Below are 23990 nucleotides of genomic sequence, written 5' to 3'. Positions count from 1 at the left end.
GACATTGTTTAACTTTGGGGAATTCTTAAAGATATTTAAAAAGTTTAACCTAATAATTTTTGGTATTATGCAATCGATCGACAGCTACGATTTCAAGGGTAAGCGCGCGATTATCCGCGTGGACTTCAACGTGCCCCTGAACGAAAAACTCGAAATTACCGACGATACCCGCATCCGTGCGGCGATCCCCACCATCAAGAAGGTGCTGGCCGAAGGCGGTTCCGCCATTCTGATGTCGCACCTGGGACGTCCGAAAAAAGGCCCGGAAGACAAGTTCTCGCTGAAGAACATCATCCCGGGAATCGAAGCCCGTCTGGGCGTGAAAGTCGATTTCGCCGGCGACTGCATGGGCGAGGAAGCTGCCAAGAAGGCCGCTGCGCTGAAACCCGGACAGGTGTTGTTGCTCGAAAACCTCCGTTTCTACGCCGAGGAAGAGGGCAAACCGCGCGGACTGTCGGAGAATGCGACCGACGAGGAGAAAGCCGCTGCAAAAAAAGCGTTGAAGGCGAGCCAGAAAGAGTTTACCAAACGCTTGGCCTCCTATGCCGACTGTTATATCAACGACGCGTTCGGAACGGCGCATCGCGCGCATGCTTCGACGGCGTTGATCGCCGAATACTTCCCGAACGACAAGATGTTCGGTTACGTGATGCTCGGCGAGCTGAAAGCGATCGACAAAGTGCTCGAAGCGCCGGCCCGTCCGTTTACGGCCATTCTCGGCGGATCGAAGGTTTCCACCAAGATCAGCGTGATCGAAAACCTGATGAAACGCGTGGACAATCTGATCCTCGGCGGCGGTATGACCTATACGTTCAAAGCCGCCCTCGGCGGTAAGGTCGGAACCAGCATCTGCGAGCCCGATCAGTTCGAAACGGCGCTCGGCATCCTGGCCAAGGCCAAAGAGATGAACGTCAAGATCTACCTCGCCGAAGACGCCGTTTGCGGAAAAGAGTTCAAGAACGATACCGAAACTCAGATCGCTCCGTCGAATGCGATTCCGGACGGTTGGGAAGGTCTCGACATCGGCCCGAAAGCCATCGCCGAGTTTACGAAGGTGATCGCCGAATCGAAGACGATCCTGTGGAACGGCCCGGTGGGCGTGTTCGAAATGGATAACTTTGCCAAAGGGTCGCGCGCGATTGCCGATGCAATCGTGGCGGCTACCAAGAAAGGCGCTTATTCGCTGATCGGCGGCGGCGACTCGGTTGCCTGCATCAACAAGTTCGGTCTGGCCGACCAGGTAAGCTATGTTTCGACCGGCGGTGGCGCCCTGCTCGAATACATGGAAGGAATCGAACTGCCGGGCGTAGCTGCGATTCGCAAGTAAGTTATCGCGCAGCCTGCCGATTTGAAAAATACCGGAGAGACCGTGTCTTTCCGGTATTTTTCGTTTTGCACCTCCGCGCTTTCGTGTCTTCCGCCTGCGTGCAATCGCTCCTCCGGGCGTAAAAATTTCAAAAAAATCTCCCGGATATTTGGAGGAATAAATATTTTGCCTATCTTTGCACTCGCAATCGGGAATAAGACGGTTGCCGACGTTCATAAGCATTCGGGAGTATAGCTCAGCTGGTTCAGAGCATCTGCCTTACAAGCAGAGGGTCCGGGGTTCGAATCCCTGTGCTCCCACTATCATTGAAACGGGAAAGGTCTAAAGCATGTGCTTTAGACCTTTTTTTGTTTCCGTAGGCGCTTCTTTGCGGTCGATTTCCATTGTCGGATTTTTCGTTTTTTTTCGATTTCCGTATAATTCGGTCTTCAGAAGTTTTGGATAGTATATATTTTTTATTAATTTTGGTCCGAGCGATATCAAGTATAGCGAATAAAATAAGACAAAAAGCGGCATCCGTCGGATTATCATTTGTTTGTCAGTGCGTTATGACGGCATGTTTTAAATAACATTTTTTTATTTAACTATTTATTTAATCAGGGTATGGCGATGATCCTGCCGGTGTTGTGTAAGCGCCGGCCGTTCCGGATCGATCCTTTTACCTCGTAATTTGAAAAAGGAGGAATTCAATCGGAAAAAGAAATGCAAACAGCGGGGAGAGTTACGCGCTTTCCATTCCCGTCGCGGGGAACGTCGAACCTTATTTTAAACTCAATTTAACGTATTTTTATGAAAAAATTTTTACCCGGACTGATATGTCTGGCTGGTACTGCGTGTTTATATTGCTGCAGCAGCGAGTACGACATTTTTGAAAACGATGTCGAACAAATTTCAGATCAGTTTTCGGTCGCGGAGGCCCGCGCCTATTTCGAACGGACGGCCGAGGACCTTCGCGGCGTAACCATCGGCGCAGGCCATACGCACGCTCCCGTCACCAAGGCGCTGCCCGGCGCCGACGAAGTCGAGGGCGGCCCGGTGTTGACTCCTCAGTGGTCGAAAGGGCGGCAGACCGACGATAACGGCCTGGCCGTGTCGATCGAAATTCCGCTTGCGGTTCAAGGGACTCCGCTGCAGGCCGCCGTGTCGGAAAAGCGGAACGGTCGCAAGCCGTCGTCCTACCTGTCGACCGGTCTGAGCAAACTGATCCTGAAAAAGAACGTCGAGACCGGCGAAACATTTTATTTTATCGCTACCTTTATCCCCGATTCGGCTTGTTTTGCGAAGCGGAAGCAGGATATTAAAAATTACCGCTACATGAAAGATGCGGATTACAGCGGACTGGTGATTCTTTCCGACGAGCGCGGGGAGTATCTCGGCGCCATTCTCCGCAAAGACGGGAAGCAGCAGCGGGTGAAATTGCGACGCTGTATTCCAGAATCAGAAAAGCCGCAAGATGTAACAGATAATGTCTTGATGAGACTTAACTTGAGTCAAAAAGCTCCAATTGCTTTATTGGCAGGAACTAACGATTCGGAAGAGAGAAACGATGATGAAATCAAAGATGGAATTTGCTTAGGATGTGGTCAGCCGCTGAACGGATTTGATTACTGTCAAAATCCTAATTGTGGAGGTGTTGAGGTAGTTGGACCTCCTCTGCAACCAAGGCCTGATCCTATATGGCCAGGGCTATGTACAAATCCGAATTGCCCGTACGGAGGACATTGTAATGGTTTATGTGACCATGCCGGTATTGGCGGCGGCGGAGACAATGGCGGTGGAACTACAGGGGGAGGAGGTGAAATAGGAAACGATAATTCGGAATCTGTATTTGTTCTTATCCCTCGTGCTAAAATGCTTGATGCCGTCAATAAAGCAGTTCAGCAGATAATAAAATCTTTTCCAGGAAAGACTGCTGCATGTAGTAATGGTGTCCAGACTATATTCAAAAATTTATTTGGTTCTAACGCGTTGGATGGTAAAAGAGCCAATGATATGGTAAAATATTGGGAGGAGACTTCTGCTTCATGGAAACAAATTCCAATGTCTTCGGCTCAACGACTGGCGAATGATGGTTATTTTGTTGTTGCAGGACGATTTGAGTCCAGGCCAGGACATTCTGGACATGTAGTAGTTGTGGTACCGGGAGAAGAAAAACCAGGATGGGGTGGTTTGGTGCCGGTTGTAATGGATACCGGGTATGGAATGAGGTCTGTACAACAAAAGTTAAGTTCGAGTTGGAGAAAAGAGGCTAAAGACGAAATTCAGTTTTATTATTATAAAAACAAAAAATAATTGTTAGAAATGAAAAGGTTTTTCTTAATAATTTTGATATTCCAGGGGATTTGGTGTTCGGACCTTGTCGCTCAGGCATTGTTCACTCCTGTTTTTTCCTATAATGCCGTTGGAAAACCGGTCGCGAATAGTAAGTATTTGAAAATATTTACTTTAGGAAGAGAGTATGATTATATGAGAACATTGAAAACTTTCAGTTGTGCTTTGGCTACGCAAGATAAAAGCGGGAAGTATACGATCAGTCTTTCACGTTATGAGGAGAATGCCGACGATTCCGAGGTCTATAATCTGATATCCGTTTATCCGGACGGAGCGGCTAAGCCCTACGTTTTGAAACAGGCGGATGCATGGGAAAAACTTCCCGACGATTTGCGAAAATACGCCGCGAACGAGTATTTCATTACGATTCCGCTGAAAGATAATGCAGTGGCTTTGTTGTTCATCGGCCGTGCCTATGCCAACGATCCGCATCAACTGACTATTCTCGTTATGAGTAAATCTTATGTATGTACGGTTTACAATCGTCTGGCTAATATCACCGAAATCAGGCCTGCAACCGCTACGGCGTCTTTTTCCCTTAAGGGTGAGGCCTGGGGGATTTCTTTTACGATAAAGAATGAAAACGGAATACTGAAAATCAACGAGTAACCTGAATTATTCCGATTGTCGCTGCTTTTTTTGTGTATTTTTGAGGTAGTTGTTTTATTTGTCGTGAAATGAAAAAGTTTTTTTTAAGCGCTTTATTATTGTTTGCATTTGTCGTTGAAAGTACGGCCCAATGGGGAACGATGAAAAGTTTGTTGGAGAGTATTCCCGTGACGGCTCCTCCCACTTCGGATATGTCCAAACAGCTCAAAAAATGGGTAGTTCTTAACGAAGAGAATCGTAAATTTCCGGATGTTATATATCGGGATTTTCAGCGGACTCAACCGGAAGTTTATTCCGATCCGGATCGGGAAGAGTACTGCGCTGCATATTGCCAGTTCCGGAAACCCGGTAATGATAATTATACCGTTTTGGGCGTATCCCTCGGGGAGGCGGATGTGACGTCTACGCTTTTGGTTACTTATGATTTGAATGGAACCCAATTGGATTGGGTCGAGGTTGATGCTAAATTCTCTGATATCAAACTGAAACAATACAAGATCACACCTGAAATGAAACTTTTCGTTTACGAGTTGAAGCCGACTTCGCCGACACCGATTTATTATTACGAAGATTATATCCAGAAAAAAGTCGCTTCGCTGAATGCCCGGCGGATCGACACGGTCTATCAGATCGACGACAACGGCAAGGTCAATAAACTGTCCGAAAAGAAATATCAGCCGAAGGACTATTCTATGACGACCCTCGAAACCGCCGATATCTGGAACGGGAACGAAACGCCGCTACAGTAACGGAACGCCGGAATATGCGGTAAGGTGCAAAAGAAAGCGCGGCCCGGTTCGCCGGTCGCGCTTCTTTTTATATCTTTGATTATCTAATCTTTGTCGGATCGGAATGAAAAAAAACGATACCTGCCGGGGATTTCGGCCGGAATGCATACTGATTTGCTGGATAGGAGTAAATTTGTAGGATATCATCAAACCGGAGATTGCCTGCTTACAGCGAAGGCAATAATGGATAATTATGGATTGAAAGGACAATATGGGGGGGCGGATCATGTGTATCAGTTGATGTGGGAAGAGCGAGGAATGCTTAAACATTATGGAGTGGATTACAAGACTACTTTTGGGTTGGCTTATAAATGTATTAAACGGCATTTAGAGGCGGGGAGGCCAATTATAGTTGGTGTTGATCGTAAATTGGGGCTAAATTCTAACGAAGGAACGACCGATCATTGGATTCTCGTTACCGGGAGGGGGTACGATGACCGCCAAAAAATGTATTATTTTACTTATATTGAAACGGGAACAGACTTTGTAGATAAAGGTTGTAATAATAGTACGAACAGATTGTATTATGAAATTGAGAAAGTTGTATTATTTAATCCGTTCGCAAATGATAATAAAAGTTGCTATACTGTAAGCCAAGTTAGACCGAATGACGGAAAAAATCTTGAAGAAACCATATCGCAACCGACAAAACCGTAAAGAATAATTAAACTAAAGTTATGAAAAAAATATTTTTAACTGGATTTTTGCTTTTGATTTTTGCAACTCATGGCATAGCCCAATCGGAATGGATGAAAACGGTTATTGACAATATTCCTGTTACGGCTCCTCCATCCTCGGATATAACTAAACAACGTCGAGCTGCTTATAATGTCCCTGGTGAAGACAGGGGGTTCCCGGATTATACTTACAAGGATTTTCAACGTAATCAACGTATTACTTATAAAGATCCGGATCGGGAAACGGATTGTACTGCATATTGTCAATTTCGCAAACCGGGGAATTCCGAATTTACGATTCTGGGGATTAGTATCGACGAAGGGGATTACAGGGACATACTTCTGGCGACCTATGAATTCGACGGTTCTCCGATTGATTGGGTCGATGTGGAGGTTAAATTCGGCGATATCAAACTGAAGCAATACAAAATCACGCCAGAGATGAAGCTTTTCGTTTACGAGTTGAAGCCGACTTCGCCGACGCCGATCTATTTTTACGAAGATTATATCCAGAAAAAGATCTCTTCGCTGAATGCCCAGCGGATCGACACGGTTTACCAGATCGACGACGACGGCAAAGTCGAAAAGTTGTCAGAGAAGAAGTACCGGCCGAAGGATTATCCGATAACGACCCTCGAAACCGCCGATATCTGGAACGGGAACGAAACGCCGTTACAGTAACGGAATGCCGGAATATGCGGTAAGGTGCAAAAGAAAGCGCGGTCCGGTTCGCCGGTCGCGCTTCTTTTTTATATCTTTGATTATCTAATCTTTGTCGGATCGGAATGAAAAAAGTACGATACCTGGTTTACGGTCTGTTCGGGGGCTTCGTCGTTTTGTGCCCGCTGGTTTTCGATTGCTTTTCCGCGCTGTGCCGTTTCCGGGCGGCGTTCGTCTGCCTGTATGCTCTGGGTTTTATTTTTCTGTTGAAGGCGCTGCTGGTTCCCGGTAGACGGCTCCGTATCGCGCTGCCGGACGTGCTGCTCGCGCTGTACCTGTCGTGGGGCGCGTGCAACCTGTTGTTCGTTAAGGCCGGGGGAACGGACGCCCTGCCGATTTTCGAGTGGATTTCCCTGTTGCTGGGATACCTGTTGGCTCGCAGCGTGCCGGAGCGCGCCGTGCCGCTCGTCCTCGGAGCGATCGTCTGTTCGGGTTGCGTGCAGGCGGCGGTCGGATTTTTACAGTGGCTGGACGTACTTCCGTCCAACCACAACCTTTTTCCGGTTACCGGCAGTTTTATGAATCCGGGGCCTTACGGCGGTTACTTGGCCGTTTGCTGGGTCGTCGGCGCCGGTTTGGCGATCCGGGCGGTACGCCGGAGACGCTGGCCGTCGGCTGCCGGATGGGCGGTTGCCGTGCTGGTCGTCGGCTGTCTCCTGGTTCTGTCCGATTCGCGTGCCGCCTGGCTTGCCGTGCTGCTGGCGCTGGCCTGGCTGCTTTGCCGGGCCGCCGGGATTCGGTGGACGGGGATTCCCGTCGGACTGAAGATCGCGGCGGCAGTCGTTTTTGCCGTCGTCCTGTGCGCGCTGTACGGGTATAAAAAAGGTTCGGCCGACGCTCGGCTGCTGATCTGGCGGGTCAGTTGCCGGATGTTCGTCGAGTCGCCCGTTACGGGCAGCGGGATCGCTTCTTACGCTTCGCGCTATATGGATGCTCAGAGCGAATATTTTGCGGAGAATCCGCAGTCTCCGTTCCTGGATGTCGCCGGGAACAATCACCGGGCGTTCAATGAGTTTATTCGTGTGGGATGCGAGCAGGGCGCGATCGGCCTGCTGCTCGCGGGCGGATTCCTGCTGTCCCTTTTCGGAAAATCCCGTGCGGGCCGTTTCCGCGATCCGATCCGGGGCGGGATACTGGCGTTGCTGGTTTTTTCGTTTTTTTCCTATACGTCGGATATTTATCCGCTGAAATTTTATTATGCCCTGTTGCCGGGGCTGTTGCGACTGCGTCCGCTTCGCACCGCGACGGTGCCGGCTGTCGGACGGGGCGTCGCGGTCGCGCTCGTTCTGGCGGTCGCCGGCATGGCCGTTCGGTTTCAGGGGCGTTACGAACGCGCTTCCGACCGTTTGCAGGATTATATGCGGTCTCCTTCCGAAGAGAGCCTGAACCGGGTGAAAGACTGTCTCCCGGACGTGATCTATCATCCCGGTTTCATGTGGGAATACTGCCGGCATCTTTATCTGAACCGGCGGTATTGCGATTGTCTGGGCGTATTCCCCGTTTATCATGCCCATGTGCGGAAAACGTCGGAAACGCTGTGCGATCTGGGAAACGCTTATTTGAACGTTTACGGGTTCCGTGAAGCGGAGGCGTGTTTCGAGCAGGCCCGGCAGATGATTCCGACGCGTATCTATCCGCGGTACTGCTTGTTCCGGCTGTATCGGTCGCAGGGAGATACGCTCCGTGCCCGACAAACGGCCGAAGCGCTCGTCGCCTTTCCCGTCCGGATCATGAATTCCACGTCGATCCGCATAAAAGCCGAAGCCCGGAATTACCTGAAGCATCTCCGGCGGAACGATTGGTGATGCTGCGGAGAATCGGCGCCGGGGCTCTGCTCGCGGCGTTTACCACCAGACCTGTTTGCCGTCCTCGATGGTGAATATGCGTTCCTGAACCCCGCGCGTGTAATCGCGGATGAAGAACAGAGCGTGGGTGGGGATGCTGTCGTAGTGCAGTTTCAGGTTTTCTGCCTTCTGTTTGCCGAGCGAGGCCCAACCGTGTCGGTCTTTCCAGTAGAACAGCTCGTATTCGTCTCCGATCCACACGTTGTTGTCGTCGCTTCGGTAGACGAACAGGATGCGGTCCATCGAAACCGGTTTCCCGTAGTCCATGCCGGCCCATCCGTCGTAAGGGAACGGCGCGTCGAAGAACGTGAACGGATCGTTGTCGAACATGGCCTCCTTGTGGTTTTTCGGGTCCCCGATTCGGGTGCCCGGCGTGCCGATGATTTTACCTGTGTTCGGGACGGTGTCGCCGGCGAGGTAAAAGCGGACTTCGGCCATCTGGTTGTGCCGGTCGGGCGGAGACAGGAAACGCCAGTAGCGGTATTTGGCCGTATCCCGGCTCAGGTCGATCGTCCCGGTCGGATCGTTCCACCCTTCCGGAAATTCGAATACCGTGACCGAATCCCGAAAGTCGGGTCGGTTCGCCGCCTGGAATTTGCCGCCGATCAACCTTTTGGTCGTGTTGTACACGTGGTAATGGGGCGGGTATTTGCGCGTCAGGTCTACCGATTGCAGCCGGGTCGTGTCCGGGATCATATACTCCGCCCGTCCGTTCGCATCGAGCGTGAACGGATAGGAAAACGGGACGACTTTACCGTCGATGTAATACGACGGCAGGTAGGCGACGCTGCGCCCGATGTCTTCGAAGCGGACTTTCGACCGTTTCACTTCGCCCCATGCGATCGGAACCCAGTTCTTGTTGTCGAACATGGAGAGGTAGGCGAACCTGTTCTGCTGTTTCAGGCTGTCCGGAATGGATACCTCGATCGTCTGCGTGGACATGTACTCGGACGTTACGTCCTTGATGAAACTGTTGCGCAGAAACGGAGGAACGTCTTCTCCCGAGCGGTTGATACGGAACAGCAGCGGATTGATGGCGTACCCTTCCCGGAAAGCTTTCGCCATGGTTTCTCCCGGACGGTAGGCTTCGCCCGGAAACCCTTCGAACGGATCGAACTTTTCGTAGTTGCCGCCGGCGGTGGTCAGCACCGCGCACCAGGAGTGGCCCTCGTAACCGGTCGGCCACTGGGGCGTGTAGTCTACGGCCATCGGAATGCCTTTGCTCCGCATGACCGCCATGCAGACGATCCCTTTTTCGCCGCACGAGACGAAGTGTTTTTTCATCCAGGTCGACATCCTGATAGGTTGGTTGCCGTTGTAGGTATAGGGGCCGATGATCCGCATGTTCGGGAGCAGCGCGCTGTTGACGAACCGGGCGGCCCAATGGATCGAGTTTTTGTAATATTGGCAGCGATCCATGTCGCTCAGATCCACGATCGAATCGCAGAATTTCCGGCAGTATTCGCGCCAGTCGTCGGGCAGGAACGGGTCTTGCACTTTGTAGGGGAGGATGAATTCGCAGAAGTGGTCGAAATTCAGATGTGCCGACCACGGCGACGTCTTCCAGGTCGCGAAAGCGCTGTCGATATTTTTAATCAGGTAATCGGCCTTGATTACCTGGATGTCGGGTCTCAGGGATTCCTGTTTGAAAGGCATCTCTTTCGAAATCTTTTCGAGGGCGGGGACTTTGAACTTTTCCCAGTCCAGATTCCGGGCCATGTTGAAATCCGTTTTCGATAGCTCCAGGAACGACGTGTCCAGCGGGATCGCCATCACCGAGTCGGCCTTGTCGCAAAAACGGTTGGCCAGAACGGAGTCGACGCTGTAATGCCCCGGCATGTTCGTAATCAAGTAGACTGCGGCACGGTATTTCTGGCTGTCGGCCGGATTTTGTTTGTAGTGGTCGAGCACCCGTTCCAGTTCGGCCCGGTTGTCGCCTGCCAGGCTGAGCGCCCATTCCAGCGTAAATTCGCGTTGGGTGCAGCAGCAAAGAAGTATTCCCGATAGGAGTACGACTGATAGATAAAAATGGCGCATTTTTAATATTAAATAGGTTGAGTCTGCGGATCGGTCCGGACACGGCCGGGAACGATCCGGCGGGTACGGGCGGTTAATTGATTGCAAGATAAGAAAAATAGCGAAACGATCGTACATATCGTCGGTTTTATGCGCCGACGGAACGGCGTTCGTGGCGGGGTTCGTTTCGTTTGTCGTGAAATCCCGGTTTCGGAATCCGTTCCGGTTGCCGGATTCCGTCCCTGACCGTCGCGCGTGCGTCTTTGTCCGGGTCGGCTCTTCGCCGCTTCCGCCTTTTTTTTGCGGGAGACGCAAGATGTGCGGTCTGCGTTTTGTAATTTTTGTCGCGCGGCGCTTCCGGATCGGTTTTGCGGGGCTTCCCGGCGGGATTTCTGCCGGAAAACGGAGCCGGTTTTTCCGATGGGAGCGGCGGAGCGAACGAAATTTGCGCAGCGCGTTGAAAAGTGGGATAAAAAGAGCTTTTTATATTTTCGGAAGATTGAATAAATTCAAGACGGTTTGCCGTATTGACCGATTTGTTCTTGAAAAAGAGCGCGTTTTTTCAATTTTTAATGCTATTTTTGCAATATTATCTTGTTATATGTTGCGTCATTTCAGGACAAATGATGTACATTTGCAAAATAAAATAATAATACCGCATGTTGGATACGTGGCATAGACTTGAACGCGTAATAAAGTGGACCGGGTTGTCTGTAAACTCGTTCGCCTTGAATATCGGTTTAAAGAGGAGTGAAAACCTCTACCAGATAAAACGAGGCAATAACGGGATCAGCCGCGACCTGGCGAACCTGATTACGACCAAGTATCCGACGGTAAGCAAGGGGTGGCTGTTGACCGGCGAAGGGGATATGTTTATCGAATCGCAGCCGGCGACCGTCCCCGAAGGAGGCGGAGTGCCTTATTACGGGATGGACGTGCTTTCGGCCGTAGAGTCCGACTTGCGTTCCGAACCGCGTTTCCGGATCAATGTCCCGTTGTTCAACGACTGCGATCTCGCCGCCCTGAATATCGGGACGGCCATGCAACCCGAGATTCCGGCGGGGTCGATCGTCATTCTGAAAAAGTGGACGGTTCCGGCCATTATTCCCGGGGAGGCTTATCTGGTGGTGACCCAGTATTTCCGGGGAATACGCATTATCCGTTTCGGCGAAGATCCGACCGATATCCAACTGCTGGCGAGTAATACCAAACAGTACGATCCCATTTCGATCCGCAGCAGCGAAATTACGAAGCTGTTTATCGTAAGGGGGATTATCATCAAAAAAAGTTTGTAAGATTATGTTTTCGGGAATTGTAGAGACGACGGGGCGGATCGTGGCGATCCGCGAGGAGCGGGGAAACCGGCATTTCACGTTGGAATGTCCGTTTGCCGGAGAGTTGAAAATCGATCAGAGCATCGCGCACAACGGCGTGTGCCTGACGGTCGTAGAGCTGGACGGCTCCCGCTATACGGTCACGGCGATCCGCGAAACGCTGCTCAAGTCGAACCTCGGAGGGCTGACCGAAGGCGATCTGGTCAATCTGGAGCGCAGTATGCGGCCCGATGCGCTGCTGGACGGTCATATCGTGCAGGGGCATGTCGACCAGACGGCGCGCTGTACGGCGATCCGCGAGGCCGACGGCAGTTGGTACTATACGTTCGAATACGATCCGTCGGCGGGCAATATCACGGTCGAAAAAGGGTCGGTCGCCGTGAACGGGGTCAGTCTGACGGTTGTCAATTCGGCCGAGGGTTCGTTTCAGGTGGCGATTATCCCGTACACGCACGAGCATACCAATTTCCATACTTTTCGGGTGGGAACGGTCGTTAACCTGGAGTTCGATATCGTCGGCAAATACATTACCAAATTGGTGAAACAATATATCAAGGCGTGAGTTTCCCGCCGCCGGAACGAAGCGCCGCGATCCGGGTCGCGGCGCTTTCGCTTTCCGGATAATCGCCAAAGGGCTGTCGGGTGTGCTACTTTGGCTAAAAATAGCTATATTTGTTCGAAATACCGGGTTCGTACGACCCGTAGTAATCCGATCAATTCCTGGAATCGAAATGATGAATTCGCTTTTACCGTTGTTTGTCCGATGGGACGTGCATCCGACCCTGTTTACGTTCGGGCCGGTCGAGATCCGCTATTACGGTCTGATGTGGGCGCTGGCGCTCGGAATCAGCGCCTATATATTCAGTAACTTGATCAAACGCGAGGGGTACAGCGACAAGATGTTCGATTCGATCTTCTGGTACGGCGTCCTGTCGACGATCATCGGCGCTCGTCTCGGGCACTGCTTGTTTTACGATCCGGGTTATTACCTGACCCATCCCGTCGAAATCCTGTATATTCACCAGGGGGGACTGGCCAGTCACGGAGCCGCCGTCGGGCTGCTCGTCGGACTGTGGCTCTTTTCGCGGAAAAACAAGATGCCTTACATGTGGTCGCTGGACCGCATCGCGATTGCCGTCTGCATTGCCGGCGCGCTGGTGCGGATCGGGAACCTGATGAATTCCGAAATTTACGGCGAGGCGACTTCGCTGCCGTGGGGATTCGTTTTCGTAAGGGCCGGAGAGACCGTGCCGATGCACCCGACCCAGATCTACGAGGCGCTCGCCTACTTGATCCTGTTCGTCGTGCTGTGCTGGATGTATTACCGCAAGGACGTCGCCCGGAAGCGGCCCGGCGTGATGTTCGGTATCTTCCTGATCGCGCTGTTCGGCTTCCGTTTTTTCGTCGAATTCATCAAGAATCCGCAGGAAGAGTTCGAACGTGGCATGTTGTTGGATATGGGACAGTGGTTGAGCGTCCCGTTCGTGATTCTGGGCGTCGTCATCCTGTACCGGGCGCTTAAACGTCCTGCAAAAGAACTTTCTAAGAAAACGAAATAATGGATCAGGTCAGTAATTTGGTGTATAACGCGCTGGCGAAGCGTCAGGGCGTTGTCCTGCCGGGGATCGGAACGCTGTATGCGGTGACGGTTCCCGCAGAAATGCAGAAGCCGGGCGTCGTAACGCCGCCGGTCAACCGGGTGGAACTCGTAACGGACGAACTGCCGGGGATTCCGCACATCGTGGATCTGATCGCTGGGTACGACCAGACCGATCCCGAACAGGCGCGGGAGATCTATAACCGCTGGCTCGCCGAAAACTGCTCGGAGGAGGGAGTGACGATCGGGGCGGTGGGCAATATCCGCGAGGGCGTTTTTACGCCCGATCCCGGTCTGGAGGAGGCGTTGAATCCGGTGGATACGGGTGCGGTGCGCCTGCCCGGGCGGATCGATGCGAAACGGGTGGCGATGTGGGTCGTTTTCGCGGTGCTGATCGGCGTCGGAATTTCGGTCGGCGCGATCGTGTGGTACGAATACAGCGAACAGATGCGGATCGTGCGGCTGTCCGAACAGCCCGTATTGCCGGCGTCTGTCCCGGCCGCGCCGGATTCTCCGGCCGTGAAGGTTCCTGTGGCGGCCGGTTCCGATTCCTCGGCCGGAGAGTCCGGCGCTCCGGCGGGAGCGGATTCGTCTGCCGCCGTGCCTGCGAAACAGCCCGAACCGGTGCGCGAGCCGGCGACCGTTCCTGCGGCAAAATTAGTTCCTGCGACTGCTGCGATGCACTATTACGTGATCGTGGGTACTTACAGCACGGATCAGAATGCCGAGAAGTTCATCGCGTCGGCCAAAAAGAAAAACGATCAACTGGAATATGCGAAAATCCCGATGCCGAACGGAAAGATTCTGGTTTCCGTTTTCGGGGCTACGGCCGAAACCGAGGCGAATCGGATGAAGAACGAGGTGTCCGGCCTGTTCCCGGATGCGTGGGTTTTCAAATCCAAATCCGCACGATAGCTTCCGGTGCGAAGACGAAAACGGCCTGTTCCTTTCGAAAAGAACAGGCCGTTTTCGTTCTTGCGAGCGGGGTTTACAGTCCGAAATGACGCAGCGCTTTGGCGATTCCTGCGCGGTCGACGCCGGTGGTGACGTAGTCCGCCGCCCGTTTGACTTCGTCCGCCGCATTTCCCATCGCGACTCCGATTCCTGCGTGGCGCAGCATCTCGATATCGTTCTGGCCGTCCCCGAAAGCCATCGTTTCGGCGAGGTCGATTCCGTGCGCGCGGATCATCGCGTCGATTCCGAGTCGTTTGCTGCCGCCTGCCGGGACGACGTCGATGAAGTACGGGTTCCAGCGCGTCGAGTCGCAGTGCGGGAGCGAATCCATCAGCGTGCGTTCCTGTTCGGGGCCTACGAACGCCATGAGTTGGTAGATATCGTTGTGCAGTGCGGTTTCGGCCGGGACGACCGGCGGATCGGCAAAGTTGATCAGCTTTTGCGAAATTTTTACCTTGTCGTCGATCCGGTTGATGTACATCCGGTGCTCTTCGATGAACAGGCAGCCGAACGGGTCGCGGGCGAGCAGGTCGACAGTCGTTCGGATATCTTCCGCACGGATGCAGTTCTGGTAGATCACGCCGCGGTCGTCGTAACAGTACTGGCCGTTCAGCGTGATGTAACCGTCGAATGCGAGTCCGCCGAGGTTGTTCAGGTCGGCGTGGTGACGCCCGGTGGCGATGAACAACTTGATTCCCCGGGCGCGCAGTCTTTCCAGCGCTTGTACCGTCGACGGGGGAACCCGGTGGGTTTTGAAACTTACCAGCGTGCCGTCGATGTCGAAAAATACCGCTTTAATCATGGTCGTTGCGTGTTTGCCGGCCGGATGCCGGTTTTTATTTGTGCGGCAAAGATAAAGAAATTAATTTTGCCGCAGGATTTTGCCGTTTTACTGTGGCGGACCGATTACGAAATCATGCTGAAAACGAACTATCATACCCATACCGCCCGTTGCCATCATGCCGTGGGCAGCGATGAAGATTACGTGCAGAGCGCCATTGCCGGCGGGTTCCGAGTACTCGGATTTTCCGACCATACGCCGTGGAAATACGATTCTCCTTTTGTTCCGGAAGTGCGGATGATGCTCGACGAACTGCCCGGCTATCTGGCGAGCGTGCGCGCCCTGCGCGAGAAATACCGCGATCGGATTGAGATCAGGGTCGGACTCGAGTGCGAGTATTTTCCGGAATACATGCCCTGGCTTTGGGAGACGATCCGTCGCGAGCGGCTGGATTACGTGATTTTCGGCAATCATTTTTACGAATCGGACGAGCGATATCCTTATTTCGGTATGCACACCCGGACGCTTGAAATGCTCGAAATGTACGAAGAGAGCGTACTCAAAGGGATGGAAGCCGGAATGTTTGCTTACCTGGCGCATCCCGATCTGTTCATAAACAGTTATAAAACGTTCGACGAGCACTGTGCCCGGATCAGCCGCCGGATTTGCCGCAAAGCATACCGGACGGGCCTGCCGCTGGAATACAACGTCAGCCTGCTCGGTTACCGGGAGGAGCGCGGAGAGGTTATGTTCCCGCATCCCGACTTCTGGAAAATCGCGGCCGACGAAGGGTGTACGGCCATCGTCGGCATGGATGCGCACGACAACCGGATGCTTGAGAATACGGTTTTTTACGAACGGGGGGTGCGGGCGCTGCGCGAACTGAATATCAAAACCATCGATACCATTCCTTATTTCAGCTATTGACGCTTTCTATACGAACAGGGCCCGGATCACGTAATAACCCATTGCGAGCGATGCCGCCAGTTTCAATCCGGTACTCAGCAGAAATGCGACGAACGAACCGATCGCTACCCGGACGGCTTTCCGGAGATCGTCGCGGTCGTACAGCAGTTCCCCGATCAGCGCGCCCGCGAAAGCCCCGACGATCAGCCCTGCCGGCGGGAAAAACAGCAGTCCGACGATCATACCCACCGTCGATCCGGTCGCGGCGTATTTCGATCCGCCGAAACGCCTGGCCAGGTAGCCGGGCAGCAGATAATCCAATGCCGAGACGATCAGCGTAACGGCCGCCCATATCCACAGGAAGCGGCTGTCGAAACCGGCGTGTCCGCTCCAGCGCATCAGCAGCAGGGCGAGAAAGTTCAGCGGCGGCCCCGGCAATATCGGCAGGATGCAGCCGGCGACGCCGCCCAGCGTACAGAGGATCGCGAGAATGATCAACAGGGTATCCATTTTTTTCGGATTTTGTGATTTTCCGAAATTTGCGGCATCCCTTCCAACGTCGGAGAAAAAGGACTGCCGTAAACGGGTTGAAAATTATGAAAATCTTTTGAGACCGTTGCATTTTCGCGATTATTTTTCTAAATTTAAAGCTGTTTAGTGAATCTGAATCGAAGTCGAACCTAAAACTTTTTTCGATTATGAAGACATACACAACGCACGAGATCAAAAACGTAGTCCTACTCGGTGCCTCAGGCTCGGGAAAGACGACTCTGGCCGAGGCAATGGCTTTTGACGGAAAGGTGATCGACCGCCGCGGCAGTATCGAAAACGACAATACGCTGTCGGACTACACGGAGGTCGAACATCTGTATAAACGGTCGATTTACCCGACGATCCTGTTCGCCGAGTACAACGGGTGTAAGCTGAACATCATCGATACGCCGGGTTCGGACGACTTTTGCGGCGGGCTGTTTTCGGCGTTCAAAGTAGCCGACGTGGGCGTGATGTTGCTGAATGCGCAGAACGGTTTCGAAGTGGGGACGGAAATTCAGGCGCGCTATGCGCGTGCGCACGAGAAACCGATCATCGCCGTGATCAATCAATTGGACAGCGAGAAGGCTTCGTGGGAAAATACGCTCGAATCGCTGAGGGTGGCTTCCGGCGTGAAACCCGTGCTGGTGCAATATCCGGTCAATCCGGGGCCCGGTTTCGATGCGTTCGTCGATGTGCTGTTGATGAAAATGTACAAGTTCAAAGGCGATACCGGGATCCGCGAGGAACTCGAAATCCCCGAATCCGAAATGGAGCGGGCCCGCGAACTGAATCAAATACTGACCGAAGCGGCCGCCGAGAACGACGAGTCGCTGATGGAACTCTATTTCGACAAAGGCGTGCTGACGCAGGACGAAATGCGTTCGGGGCTGAAACTCGGGTTGGCCAAACGCGACTTGGTGCCGGTGTTCTGCGCTTCGGGCAAACGCGATATCGGGGCGAAACGGCTGATGGAGTTTATTATCAACGTGGCTCCCGGCCCGATCAAGGCTCCCGCTTTCCGGAACGTGGACGGCGGCGAAGTCCCGGCCGACAGCAAAGCTCCGACCGCGCTGTTCGTATTCAAAAGCGCCGTCGAACCGCATCTTGGCGAGATGACCTTCTTCCGGGTGGTTTCGGGTCGGGTGGCCGAAGGCATGGAACTGATCAATTCGAAAACGGGAAATAAAGAGAAGATATCGCAGTTGTTCGCCGTGGCAGGCAAAGGGCGCGTCAAAGTGACGGAAATGGAGGCCGGGGACATCGGCTGCACCGTGAAACTGAAGGGCACGCGTACGAACCAGACGCTGGCCGCCGCCGGATCGGGAATCGAGATCGAACCGATCAAATTTCCGGAACCCCGTTATCGGGCGGCCGTCCGGTCGGTCAAGACGGGAGAGGACGAAAAGCTCGGCGAGCTGCTGAATCGGGCTCATTTCGAGGATCCGACGATCCTGGTCGAGTATTCGAAAGAACTGAAACAGACGATCGTGCAGGGGCAGGGCGAACACCACCTGAATATCCTGAAATGGCAACTGGCGAATCAGAATAAGATCGACGTGGAGTTTTTCGCGCCGAAAATCCCTTACCGGGAAACGATTACCAAAGTGGCTGTCGCCGATTACCGCCATAAAAAACAGTCCGGCGGCGCGGGCCAATTCGGCGAGGTGTGGATGATAATCGAGCCTTATTTCGAAGGGATGCCCGATCCCGGGAAATATAAGGTGGACGGTAAGGATTTGGTGCTGAATATCAAAACCAAAGAGGAAGTAGCGCTCCCGTGGGGCGGGAAGCTCGTATTTTGCAGCGCCGTCGTGGGCGGGGCGATCGACGCCCGCTTCATGCCGGCCATCCTGAAAGGGATTATGGAGAAGATGGAAGAGGGGCCGCTGACCGGTTCGTATGCCCGCGATATCCGGGTGGTGGTTTACGACGGCAAGATGCATCCGGTCGATTCGAACGAGCTGTCGTTCAAACTGGCGGGCCGCAATGCTTTCAAGGAAGCTTTCAAAAAGGCCGGCCCGAAGATTATGGAGCCGATTTACAGCGTCGAGGTGCTCGTGCCGTCCGACAAGATGGGCGACGTGATGAGCGATCTGCAGAACCGCCGCGCGATGATCGAAGGGATGAGCAGCGACAAGGGATTCGAGCGTCTCGTAGCCCGGGTTCCGCTGGCCGAGATGTATCGTTATTCGACTACGCTCAGTTCGCTGACCAACGGGCGCGCGACCTATTCGATGAAGTTCGCCTCTTACGAGCAGGTGCCGGCCGATGTGCAGGAGAAACTGCTGAAGGCGTATGCCGATACCGATAAAGACGAATAACCGCCGTCGCTTCGACAATTCCGGGGAAGTCTCGCGCGAGACTTCCCCGGTTTGTTGCCGGGCGGCTTTTGGTTTTCCCGCCGTTTGTACGTACCTTGCATCGGTAAACGGATAAATGCCTGATTTATGATTGTCGATACGTTATCAGGATCGGGGCGGTACGACGCCCTGCATCCCCGGTTCAAAAAAGCTTTCGATTATGCCGTCGCCCGAATGGATACGTTGGCTCCCGGGAAATACGCCATCGACGGAGACGATCTGTATATCGTAATCAGCGAAGGGTTGCTCCGGCCGGAGCAGGAAGCTCCTCTCGAAGCGCACGATCGATACATCGACGTACAGATCCCGCTCCGGGTTCGGGGCGAAGAGCGGTTCGGATGGCGTCCGCGCGAACGGTGTATTCTGCCCCGGGGCGAATTCGACGAAGCGGCCGATATTGTTTTTTTCGACGATAAGCCTTCGTGCTATGTGTCGCTGCATCCGGGGGAATTCGTCGTTTTTTTCCCGGAAGACGCGCACGCCCCGCTGATCGGCAGCGGCAATGTCCGGAAAGCGATCCTGAAGATCCGGGCTGTGTGAGAGCCGGCGTTCGCTATTCGAAAAGGCGGACGATCGCCTGTTTTTTCTGCCTTAGGTAGGTGACCGGGAACCGGAAGAAGGACACTTTGTTCCCTGAGACGGAGTATATTTTCAGCGAGTCCGGACAGTTGCCTCTCATCAGTCCGACGGCGGTCTTTTTATCGAAAGCGCTGAAATAGAGTTTACACTCTTTGTCGTCCCGGAGCAGAGCGCTGCGGTACAGGCCGCCGGCATAGAATGAGCCCAGTTTCGGGGACGGGGCGAGCAACAGCCGCCGTTTTTCGAAAAAGAGTCCGTCGCGGCTGCTCCACAAGGTCAGGTTTCGGAAGTCGTAAATCACCATGTAATAGATGCTGTCGATCCGTTGTACGTCGATGTGCCAAGGGACGACGGCGGTGTCCGACAGCCGGCAATACTCTTTTTTCTGCCAATTTCTGCCATCGTCCGAGAACGAACGGCAAATGCTCCGGGATTCCCCGATATCGTTGACATACCACATGCAATACCGGCCGCCGATCTTTTGGATCGCGGGACTGACGATCATGCCTCCGGGGCCTTCGCGGACGACCGCCGGATCTTGGAGATCGATGACCGTTTCCCGTTCCGACCAGTGTATGCCGTCGGCGCTGTATTTTCGCAGGATGTATGTTTCGTCTCGCTGTGTGCGGCTGATGCGGTACCAGCACTCCAGCGTGTCGCCGTTCATCACCAGATGGGTGTCGGAAAAGAAATCCCGGTTCTCGATCTCGGTTTCGTTCAGGTCGTCGATCGGGTTGACCAAGTCGCCCGGCGTTTCCCAGTGTATGCCGTCGTGCGAGGCGTGGATGCACGGGTTTTCCCATCTGGCTCGGTAAGGAGGCAGGCCGTTCCAATCGCCGTCCGGCCCCAACGGGTAGGGCGTTTCCGCCATCCAGTAAGCATACCCGTTCCATCCTCCGGGAATGTATACCACCGAAGGATGGTAAGGTTGGGCGTTTCCTTCCGGCGTTTCGATGTCCAGCGGACTTTGGTTGTACGGTTCGAAAGCGAAATACCGATATACGTAGTCGATGGCGATCAATAGCGTGATTGCGAAAACGATATATCCGTATTTACGCTTGGTCCTAATTAGTTGCATGATGCAAAAGTAGACATATTTTCATACGTTGTATGCAGGATATAAGGTAAAATCCAAATAAATTCCGTCCGAAAAATTTGCAGATTCGAAAATTCGATATATATTTGCATTCGATTAATAGTTGTAATTAATACAAAATTGTAGATGATTCAGGATTTGCACCGTTATTTGATGGAATACGGCATCCGGCCTTCGTTGCAGCGGCTCGCGATCATGGAGTATCTCGTGACGCATCCGACGCATCCGACGGCCGACGAGATCCATACGGCGCTCAGTCCGTCGATGCCGACGCTTTCCAAAACGACGGTGTACAATACCCTGAAGTTGCTGGCTGCGCACCGCGCGATCCTGTTGCTCGATATCGACGAGCGGAACAGCCGTTTCGACGGGGATGTTTCTCCGCATGCGCATTTTCGTTGCCGGAGCTGCGGCGCGGTTTACGATCTGCCGTTGGCGGTCGATCCGGAAGCGTTGGAGGTGAGCGATCCGCGTCACGAAGTCGACGAAGTGCAGGTCTATTATAAAGGCTACTGCGAGCGGTGCCGGAAAAAATCGAACTAGTGGGTAAAATGAAATAATAACAGAATCAATCACTTAAAAACTTGATGGCTATGAAAAAGAAATTTATTTGTACGGTTTGCGGTTATGTTCACGAAGGGGATGCAGCTCCCGAATTTTGTCCGCAGTGTAAACAACCCGCGTCGAAATTTAAGGAAGTGGTCGAAGGAGAAGCGCTGACGTGGGCCGACGAACATGTGATCGGCGTGGCCAAAGGCGTAGACGAAGAGGTGCTCGAGGGTTTGAGAGCGCATTTTGCCGGCGAGTGCAGCGAGGTGGGCATGTACCTGGCGATGAGCCGTCAGGCCGACCGCGAGGGATATCCCGAAATTGCCGAGGCGTTCAAGCGTTACGCATGGGAGGAGGCAGAACATGCGTCGAAGTTTGCCGAACTGCTGGGTGAAGTGGTTTGGGATACCAAGACCAATGTGAAAGCCCGGATGGAAGCCGAAAGCGGCGCCTGCGAAGATAAGAAACGGATCGCTACCCGTGCCAAACAACTGGGACTGGATGCCATTCACGATACCGTCCACGAAATGTGCAAAGACGAAGCGCGTCACGGAAAAGGTTTCGAGGGACTTTACAACCGTTATTTTAAGAAATAACGATTCGAAAACGGATTTGACGGGCGGAACCCTCTGTGGCTCCGCCCGTTTTTCGTGTGCCGCGGGGTCGGATTTATTCGTCGGGGCGGGGGCTGTCCGGGATGTCGGGTACCGGATCGTTCGCACGAATGGAATCGTTGCGGAACGGAGGCGGATTTGTTTCCGAAAAATTATTAACTTTATCGCACGAACCTAACAGGGATGAATATGGAAGAGGTTGAGAAAGAGATTGATCTGGATGCCGAATATTACCAGCCGTTTTTGGATCTGGCGCGTTCGGTATTCGACGACGAGGTTTTCGGGGTGGTGCGTTCGGCATTGTGTCTGGCGGTCGACCGGTTGAAAGGGCTGGTTCGTCACGACGGGACGCCTTTCGTTACCCATTCGATCAATACCGCGATGATCGTGATTCAGGAGGTGGGACTCGGGCGGAATTCGACGGTCTCGACGCTGCTGCACGATGTGGTGCGCCTGCAGTTGATGGATGTTCATAAGCTCGGGAATCATTTCGGAAAACAGTGCGTCGGCATCTTGCAGGGGTTGTGCAACATCTCGGACGTCGATCCGAAAGTGGCCAACGACCAGGTCGATAATTTCCGGGAGCTGATCGTTTCTTATTCGACCGATCCCCGCGTGATTCTGATCAAGCTGGCCGACCGGCTCGAAGTGATGCGCCGTCTGGAGATTTTTCCGCCGGAGAAACGGGCCAAAAAATCGTGGGAAAGCCTGAACCTGTATGCCCAGATCGCGCATAAGCTGGGATTGTACAATATCAAATCCGAACTGGAGGATCTCGCCCTGATGCACCTGGAACCGGACGATTACGAGTACATCCGCAAGCGGTTGAACGAAACGGCCGCCGAACGCGAGGTATTTATCCGCCGGTTCGTGCGCCCGATCGAAGAAAAAATGCGGCATCTCGGGTTCAAATACCATTTGAAAAGCCGTACCAAGTCGATCTATTCGATTTGGCGCAAAATGAAGCGGATGCGAATCGGCTTCGACGAGGTGTTCGACCTGTTCGCGATCCGGATTATCATCGACTGTCCGCAGGAGCAGGAGAAGGCGCAGTGCTGGGCGATCTATTCGATCGTCACCGATTTTTATACGCCGAATCCCGACCGGATGCGGGACTGGATATCCATCCCGAAGTCGAACGGTTACGAATCGCTCCATACGACGGTCGTTTCCAATGAGGGGCGCTGGGTCGAGATACAGATTCGCAGCGAGCGGATGGACGAGGTCGCCGAACGCGGCGTGGCGGCCCATTGGCGTTACAAAGGCGTCAGCGGCGGAACGATGGGAACCGAGGAGTGGTTCACCAAGCTGCGCGAGATCATGGAGACGACTCAGCCGCAGGAGATCGCGCAGAAGTTTGATGCAAAGCTGTCGTCCGGCGAAATCTTCGTGTTCACGCCGAACGGCGACCTGCGCAAACTGAGCGAAGGGGCCACCGTGCTCGACTTCGCGTTCGATATCCATACCAATCTCGGAGCTACCTGCGTCGGCGGTAAGGTGAACCACCGTAACGTGTCGTTCCGCGAAGTGCTGCGCAACGGCGATATCGTCGAGATACTGACGTCGAAAACCCAGAAACCGAAAGCCGACTGGCTGAATATCGTCACCACGAGCAAAGCGCGCAACAAGATCCGGGCCTACATGCGCGAGGAGCAGGCCAAGGCGGCCAGTCTCGGGCGGGAGGAACTCGAACGCAAGATCAAGAACTGGAAACTCTCCATCACGATGGACGACGCCGTGATGGTGCTGAGCAAATACTACAAATTGCGGACGGGAACCGAGCTGTACGGGCAGATCGCACAACAGAAGATCATCCTGCCCGACATCAAGGAGATCCTGACCCGCCACCTGAACGGGACGCTGGACGACGGGCATCCGTTGAAAGCTCCGTCGGCCGCGAAGATCGTTTCGGACAACGACGACGCGCTGATTATCGACAATTCGCTAAGTAATATCGAATACAAACTGGCCAAGTGTTGCAATCCGATCTTCGGGGACGAAATATTCGGTTTCACGACGATCAACAGCGGGATCACGATCCACCGGCAGGATTGCCCGAACGCCCAGCGGCTGAAGGAACGTTACCCTTACCGGGTGTTGCCGGCGCGCTGGCAGCAGAACGCGGCGAAGGGCGCGTTCGTCGCGACAGTGCGTATCCAGGCCGAAGATGCGACCGGCCTGGTGAATAAAATCGCCGAAGTGATCAACCGCGACCTGAAGATCAATATCCGTTCGATGAGCCTGAACTCGTCGGGAGGGATGCTCTCCGGGTTGATCAACATCGAGGTGACCGGTACGCAATTGGTCGATGCCGTCGTCTATTCGCTGATGCGAATTAAAGGGGTGCAGAAAGTGTTCCGGGTAAATAAATAAC

General features: G+C 53.5%; 21 protein-coding genes and 1 tRNA gene. 18 read left to right on the top strand and 4 right to left on the bottom strand.

Annotated elements, in window-relative coordinates:
- Window positions 1–67 precede the first annotated feature (67 nt).
- The 8 genes from C1A08_RS04635 (at window position 68) to C1A08_RS04595 (ending at window position 8257) form a co-directional block, all read left to right on the top strand.
- A complete protein-coding gene (locus C1A08_RS04635; protein ID WP_101571739.1) occupies window positions 68–1327 on the top strand; it encodes a phosphoglycerate kinase in 1260 nt (419 codons plus the stop codon).
- Window positions 1328–1551: 224 nt separating this feature from the next.
- Window positions 1552–1626, top strand: a tRNA-Val gene (locus C1A08_RS04630).
- Between the two features lie 490 nt (window positions 1627–2116).
- Window positions 2117–3619 carry a hypothetical protein gene (locus C1A08_RS04625; protein ID WP_101571737.1) on the top strand — a complete coding sequence of 501 codons (1503 nt, stop codon included), beginning with the start codon at window positions 2117–2119 and terminating at the stop codon, window positions 3617–3619.
- A gap of 9 nt (window positions 3620–3628) precedes the next feature.
- Window positions 3629–4267: a hypothetical protein gene (locus C1A08_RS04620; RefSeq protein WP_145996518.1), complete on the top strand. Its 639-nt coding sequence runs from the start codon at window positions 3629–3631 to the stop codon at window positions 4265–4267.
- 368 nt (window positions 4268–4635) lie between these two features.
- Complete coding sequence (locus C1A08_RS13210; RefSeq protein WP_180951524.1) at window positions 4636–5016, top strand: hypothetical protein; 381 nt, start codon at window positions 4636–4638, stop codon at window positions 5014–5016.
- A 90-nt stretch (window positions 5017–5106) separates the two neighbouring features.
- Window positions 5107–5712, top strand: a complete 606-nt coding sequence (locus tag C1A08_RS04605) for a hypothetical protein (RefSeq protein WP_180951523.1) — start codon at window positions 5107–5109, stop codon at window positions 5710–5712.
- A gap of 461 nt (window positions 5713–6173) precedes the next feature.
- A complete protein-coding gene (locus C1A08_RS04600) occupies window positions 6174–6413 on the top strand; it encodes a hypothetical protein (protein ID WP_145996517.1) in 240 nt (79 codons plus the stop codon).
- A gap of 104 nt (window positions 6414–6517) precedes the next feature.
- A complete protein-coding gene (locus tag C1A08_RS04595) occupies window positions 6518–8257 on the top strand; it encodes an O-antigen ligase family protein (RefSeq protein WP_101571725.1) in 1740 nt (579 codons plus the stop codon).
- A gap of 39 nt (window positions 8258–8296) precedes the next feature.
- On the opposite strand, the gene C1A08_RS04590 is transcribed toward C1A08_RS04595, so the two are convergent.
- Window positions 8297–10333: a hypothetical protein gene (locus C1A08_RS04590; protein WP_118456987.1), complete on the bottom strand. Its 2037-nt coding sequence runs from the start codon at window positions 10331–10333 to the stop codon at window positions 8297–8299.
- 707 nt (window positions 10334–11040) lie between these two features.
- On the opposite strand from C1A08_RS04590, the gene C1A08_RS04585 reads away from it, so the two are divergent.
- From C1A08_RS04585 to C1A08_RS04570, 4 genes are all read left to right on the top strand, one after another.
- A complete protein-coding gene (locus C1A08_RS04585; protein WP_257937045.1) occupies window positions 11041–11607 on the top strand; it encodes a S24 family peptidase in 567 nt (188 codons plus the stop codon).
- A gap of 4 nt (window positions 11608–11611) precedes the next feature.
- Complete coding sequence (locus C1A08_RS04580) at window positions 11612–12208, top strand: riboflavin synthase (RefSeq protein WP_101571719.1); 597 nt, start codon at window positions 11612–11614, stop codon at window positions 12206–12208.
- Between the two features lie 172 nt (window positions 12209–12380).
- Window positions 12381–13205 (top strand): prolipoprotein diacylglyceryl transferase, encoded by an 825-nt coding sequence (gene lgt / locus C1A08_RS04575; protein WP_055202469.1) that lies wholly within the window; start codon window positions 12381–12383, stop codon window positions 13203–13205.
- Window positions 13205–14158 (top strand): SPOR domain-containing protein, encoded by a 954-nt coding sequence (locus C1A08_RS04570; RefSeq protein ID WP_101571717.1) that lies wholly within the window; start codon window positions 13205–13207, stop codon window positions 14156–14158. The genes lgt and C1A08_RS04570 overlap by 1 nt, the downstream gene beginning before the upstream one ends.
- 73 nt (window positions 14159–14231) lie before the next feature.
- On the opposite strand, the gene C1A08_RS04565 is transcribed toward C1A08_RS04570, so the two are convergent.
- On the bottom strand, window positions 14232–14999 hold the full coding sequence (locus tag C1A08_RS04565) for a Cof-type HAD-IIB family hydrolase (protein WP_101571716.1): 768 nt from the start codon (window positions 14997–14999) through the stop codon (window positions 14232–14234).
- Window positions 15000–15116: 117 nt separating this feature from the next.
- Between C1A08_RS04565 and C1A08_RS04560 the strand changes: the two genes are divergently transcribed.
- Window positions 15117–15905 carry a histidinol-phosphatase gene (locus C1A08_RS04560; protein ID WP_101572047.1) on the top strand — a complete coding sequence of 263 codons (789 nt, stop codon included), beginning with the start codon at window positions 15117–15119 and terminating at the stop codon, window positions 15903–15905.
- A gap of 6 nt (window positions 15906–15911) precedes the next feature.
- On the opposite strand, the gene C1A08_RS04555 is transcribed toward C1A08_RS04560, so the two are convergent.
- Window positions 15912–16394, bottom strand: a complete 483-nt coding sequence (locus C1A08_RS04555; protein WP_101571714.1) for a DUF456 domain-containing protein — start codon at window positions 16392–16394, stop codon at window positions 15912–15914.
- Window positions 16395–16582: 188 nt separating this feature from the next.
- Here C1A08_RS04555 and C1A08_RS04550 point away from each other — a divergent pair, with 188 nt between their 5' ends.
- Both C1A08_RS04550 and C1A08_RS04545 read left to right on the top strand, forming a co-directional pair.
- Window positions 16583–18739, top strand: a complete 2157-nt coding sequence (locus tag C1A08_RS04550; protein WP_101571712.1) for an elongation factor G — start codon at window positions 16583–16585, stop codon at window positions 18737–18739.
- A gap of 126 nt (window positions 18740–18865) precedes the next feature.
- The gene (locus C1A08_RS04545) at window positions 18866–19318 is read left to right on the top strand and encodes a YhcH/YjgK/YiaL family protein (RefSeq protein ID WP_055202458.1); all 453 of its coding nucleotides are present in this window, start codon (window positions 18866–18868) and stop codon (window positions 19316–19318) included.
- A 13-nt stretch (window positions 19319–19331) separates the two neighbouring features.
- Here C1A08_RS04545 and C1A08_RS04540 read toward each other — a convergent pair whose 3' ends face one another.
- Complete coding sequence (locus tag C1A08_RS04540) at window positions 19332–20435, bottom strand: hypothetical protein (RefSeq protein WP_101571711.1); 1104 nt, start codon at window positions 20433–20435, stop codon at window positions 19332–19334.
- 144 nt (window positions 20436–20579) lie between these two features.
- Here C1A08_RS04540 and C1A08_RS04535 point away from each other — a divergent pair, with 144 nt between their 5' ends.
- The 3 genes from C1A08_RS04535 to C1A08_RS04525 all read left to right on the top strand — a co-directional run bounded on the left by C1A08_RS04535 (window position 20580) and on the right by C1A08_RS04525 (window position 23989).
- The gene (locus C1A08_RS04535) at window positions 20580–20996 is read left to right on the top strand and encodes a Fur family transcriptional regulator (protein ID WP_055202454.1); all 417 of its coding nucleotides are present in this window, start codon (window positions 20580–20582) and stop codon (window positions 20994–20996) included.
- Window positions 20997–21046: 50 nt separating this feature from the next.
- Entirely contained in the window at window positions 21047–21598 is a 552-nt protein-coding gene (locus C1A08_RS04530) for an NADH peroxidase (protein WP_055202452.1), read from the top strand.
- A gap of 207 nt (window positions 21599–21805) precedes the next feature.
- Window positions 21806–23989, top strand: a complete 2184-nt coding sequence (locus tag C1A08_RS04525) for a RelA/SpoT family protein (protein WP_101572045.1) — start codon at window positions 21806–21808, stop codon at window positions 23987–23989.
- The last annotated feature ends 1 nt before the right edge of the window (window position 23990 follow it).

This window comes from Alistipes sp. cv1, assembly GCF_900240235.1.
GTDB lineage: Bacteria > Bacteroidota > Bacteroidia > Bacteroidales > Rikenellaceae > Alistipes_A > Alistipes_A hominis.
The sequence above is the reverse complement of the archived record's forward strand: the minus strand, read 5'-3'. Positions and strand labels throughout refer to the sequence as shown.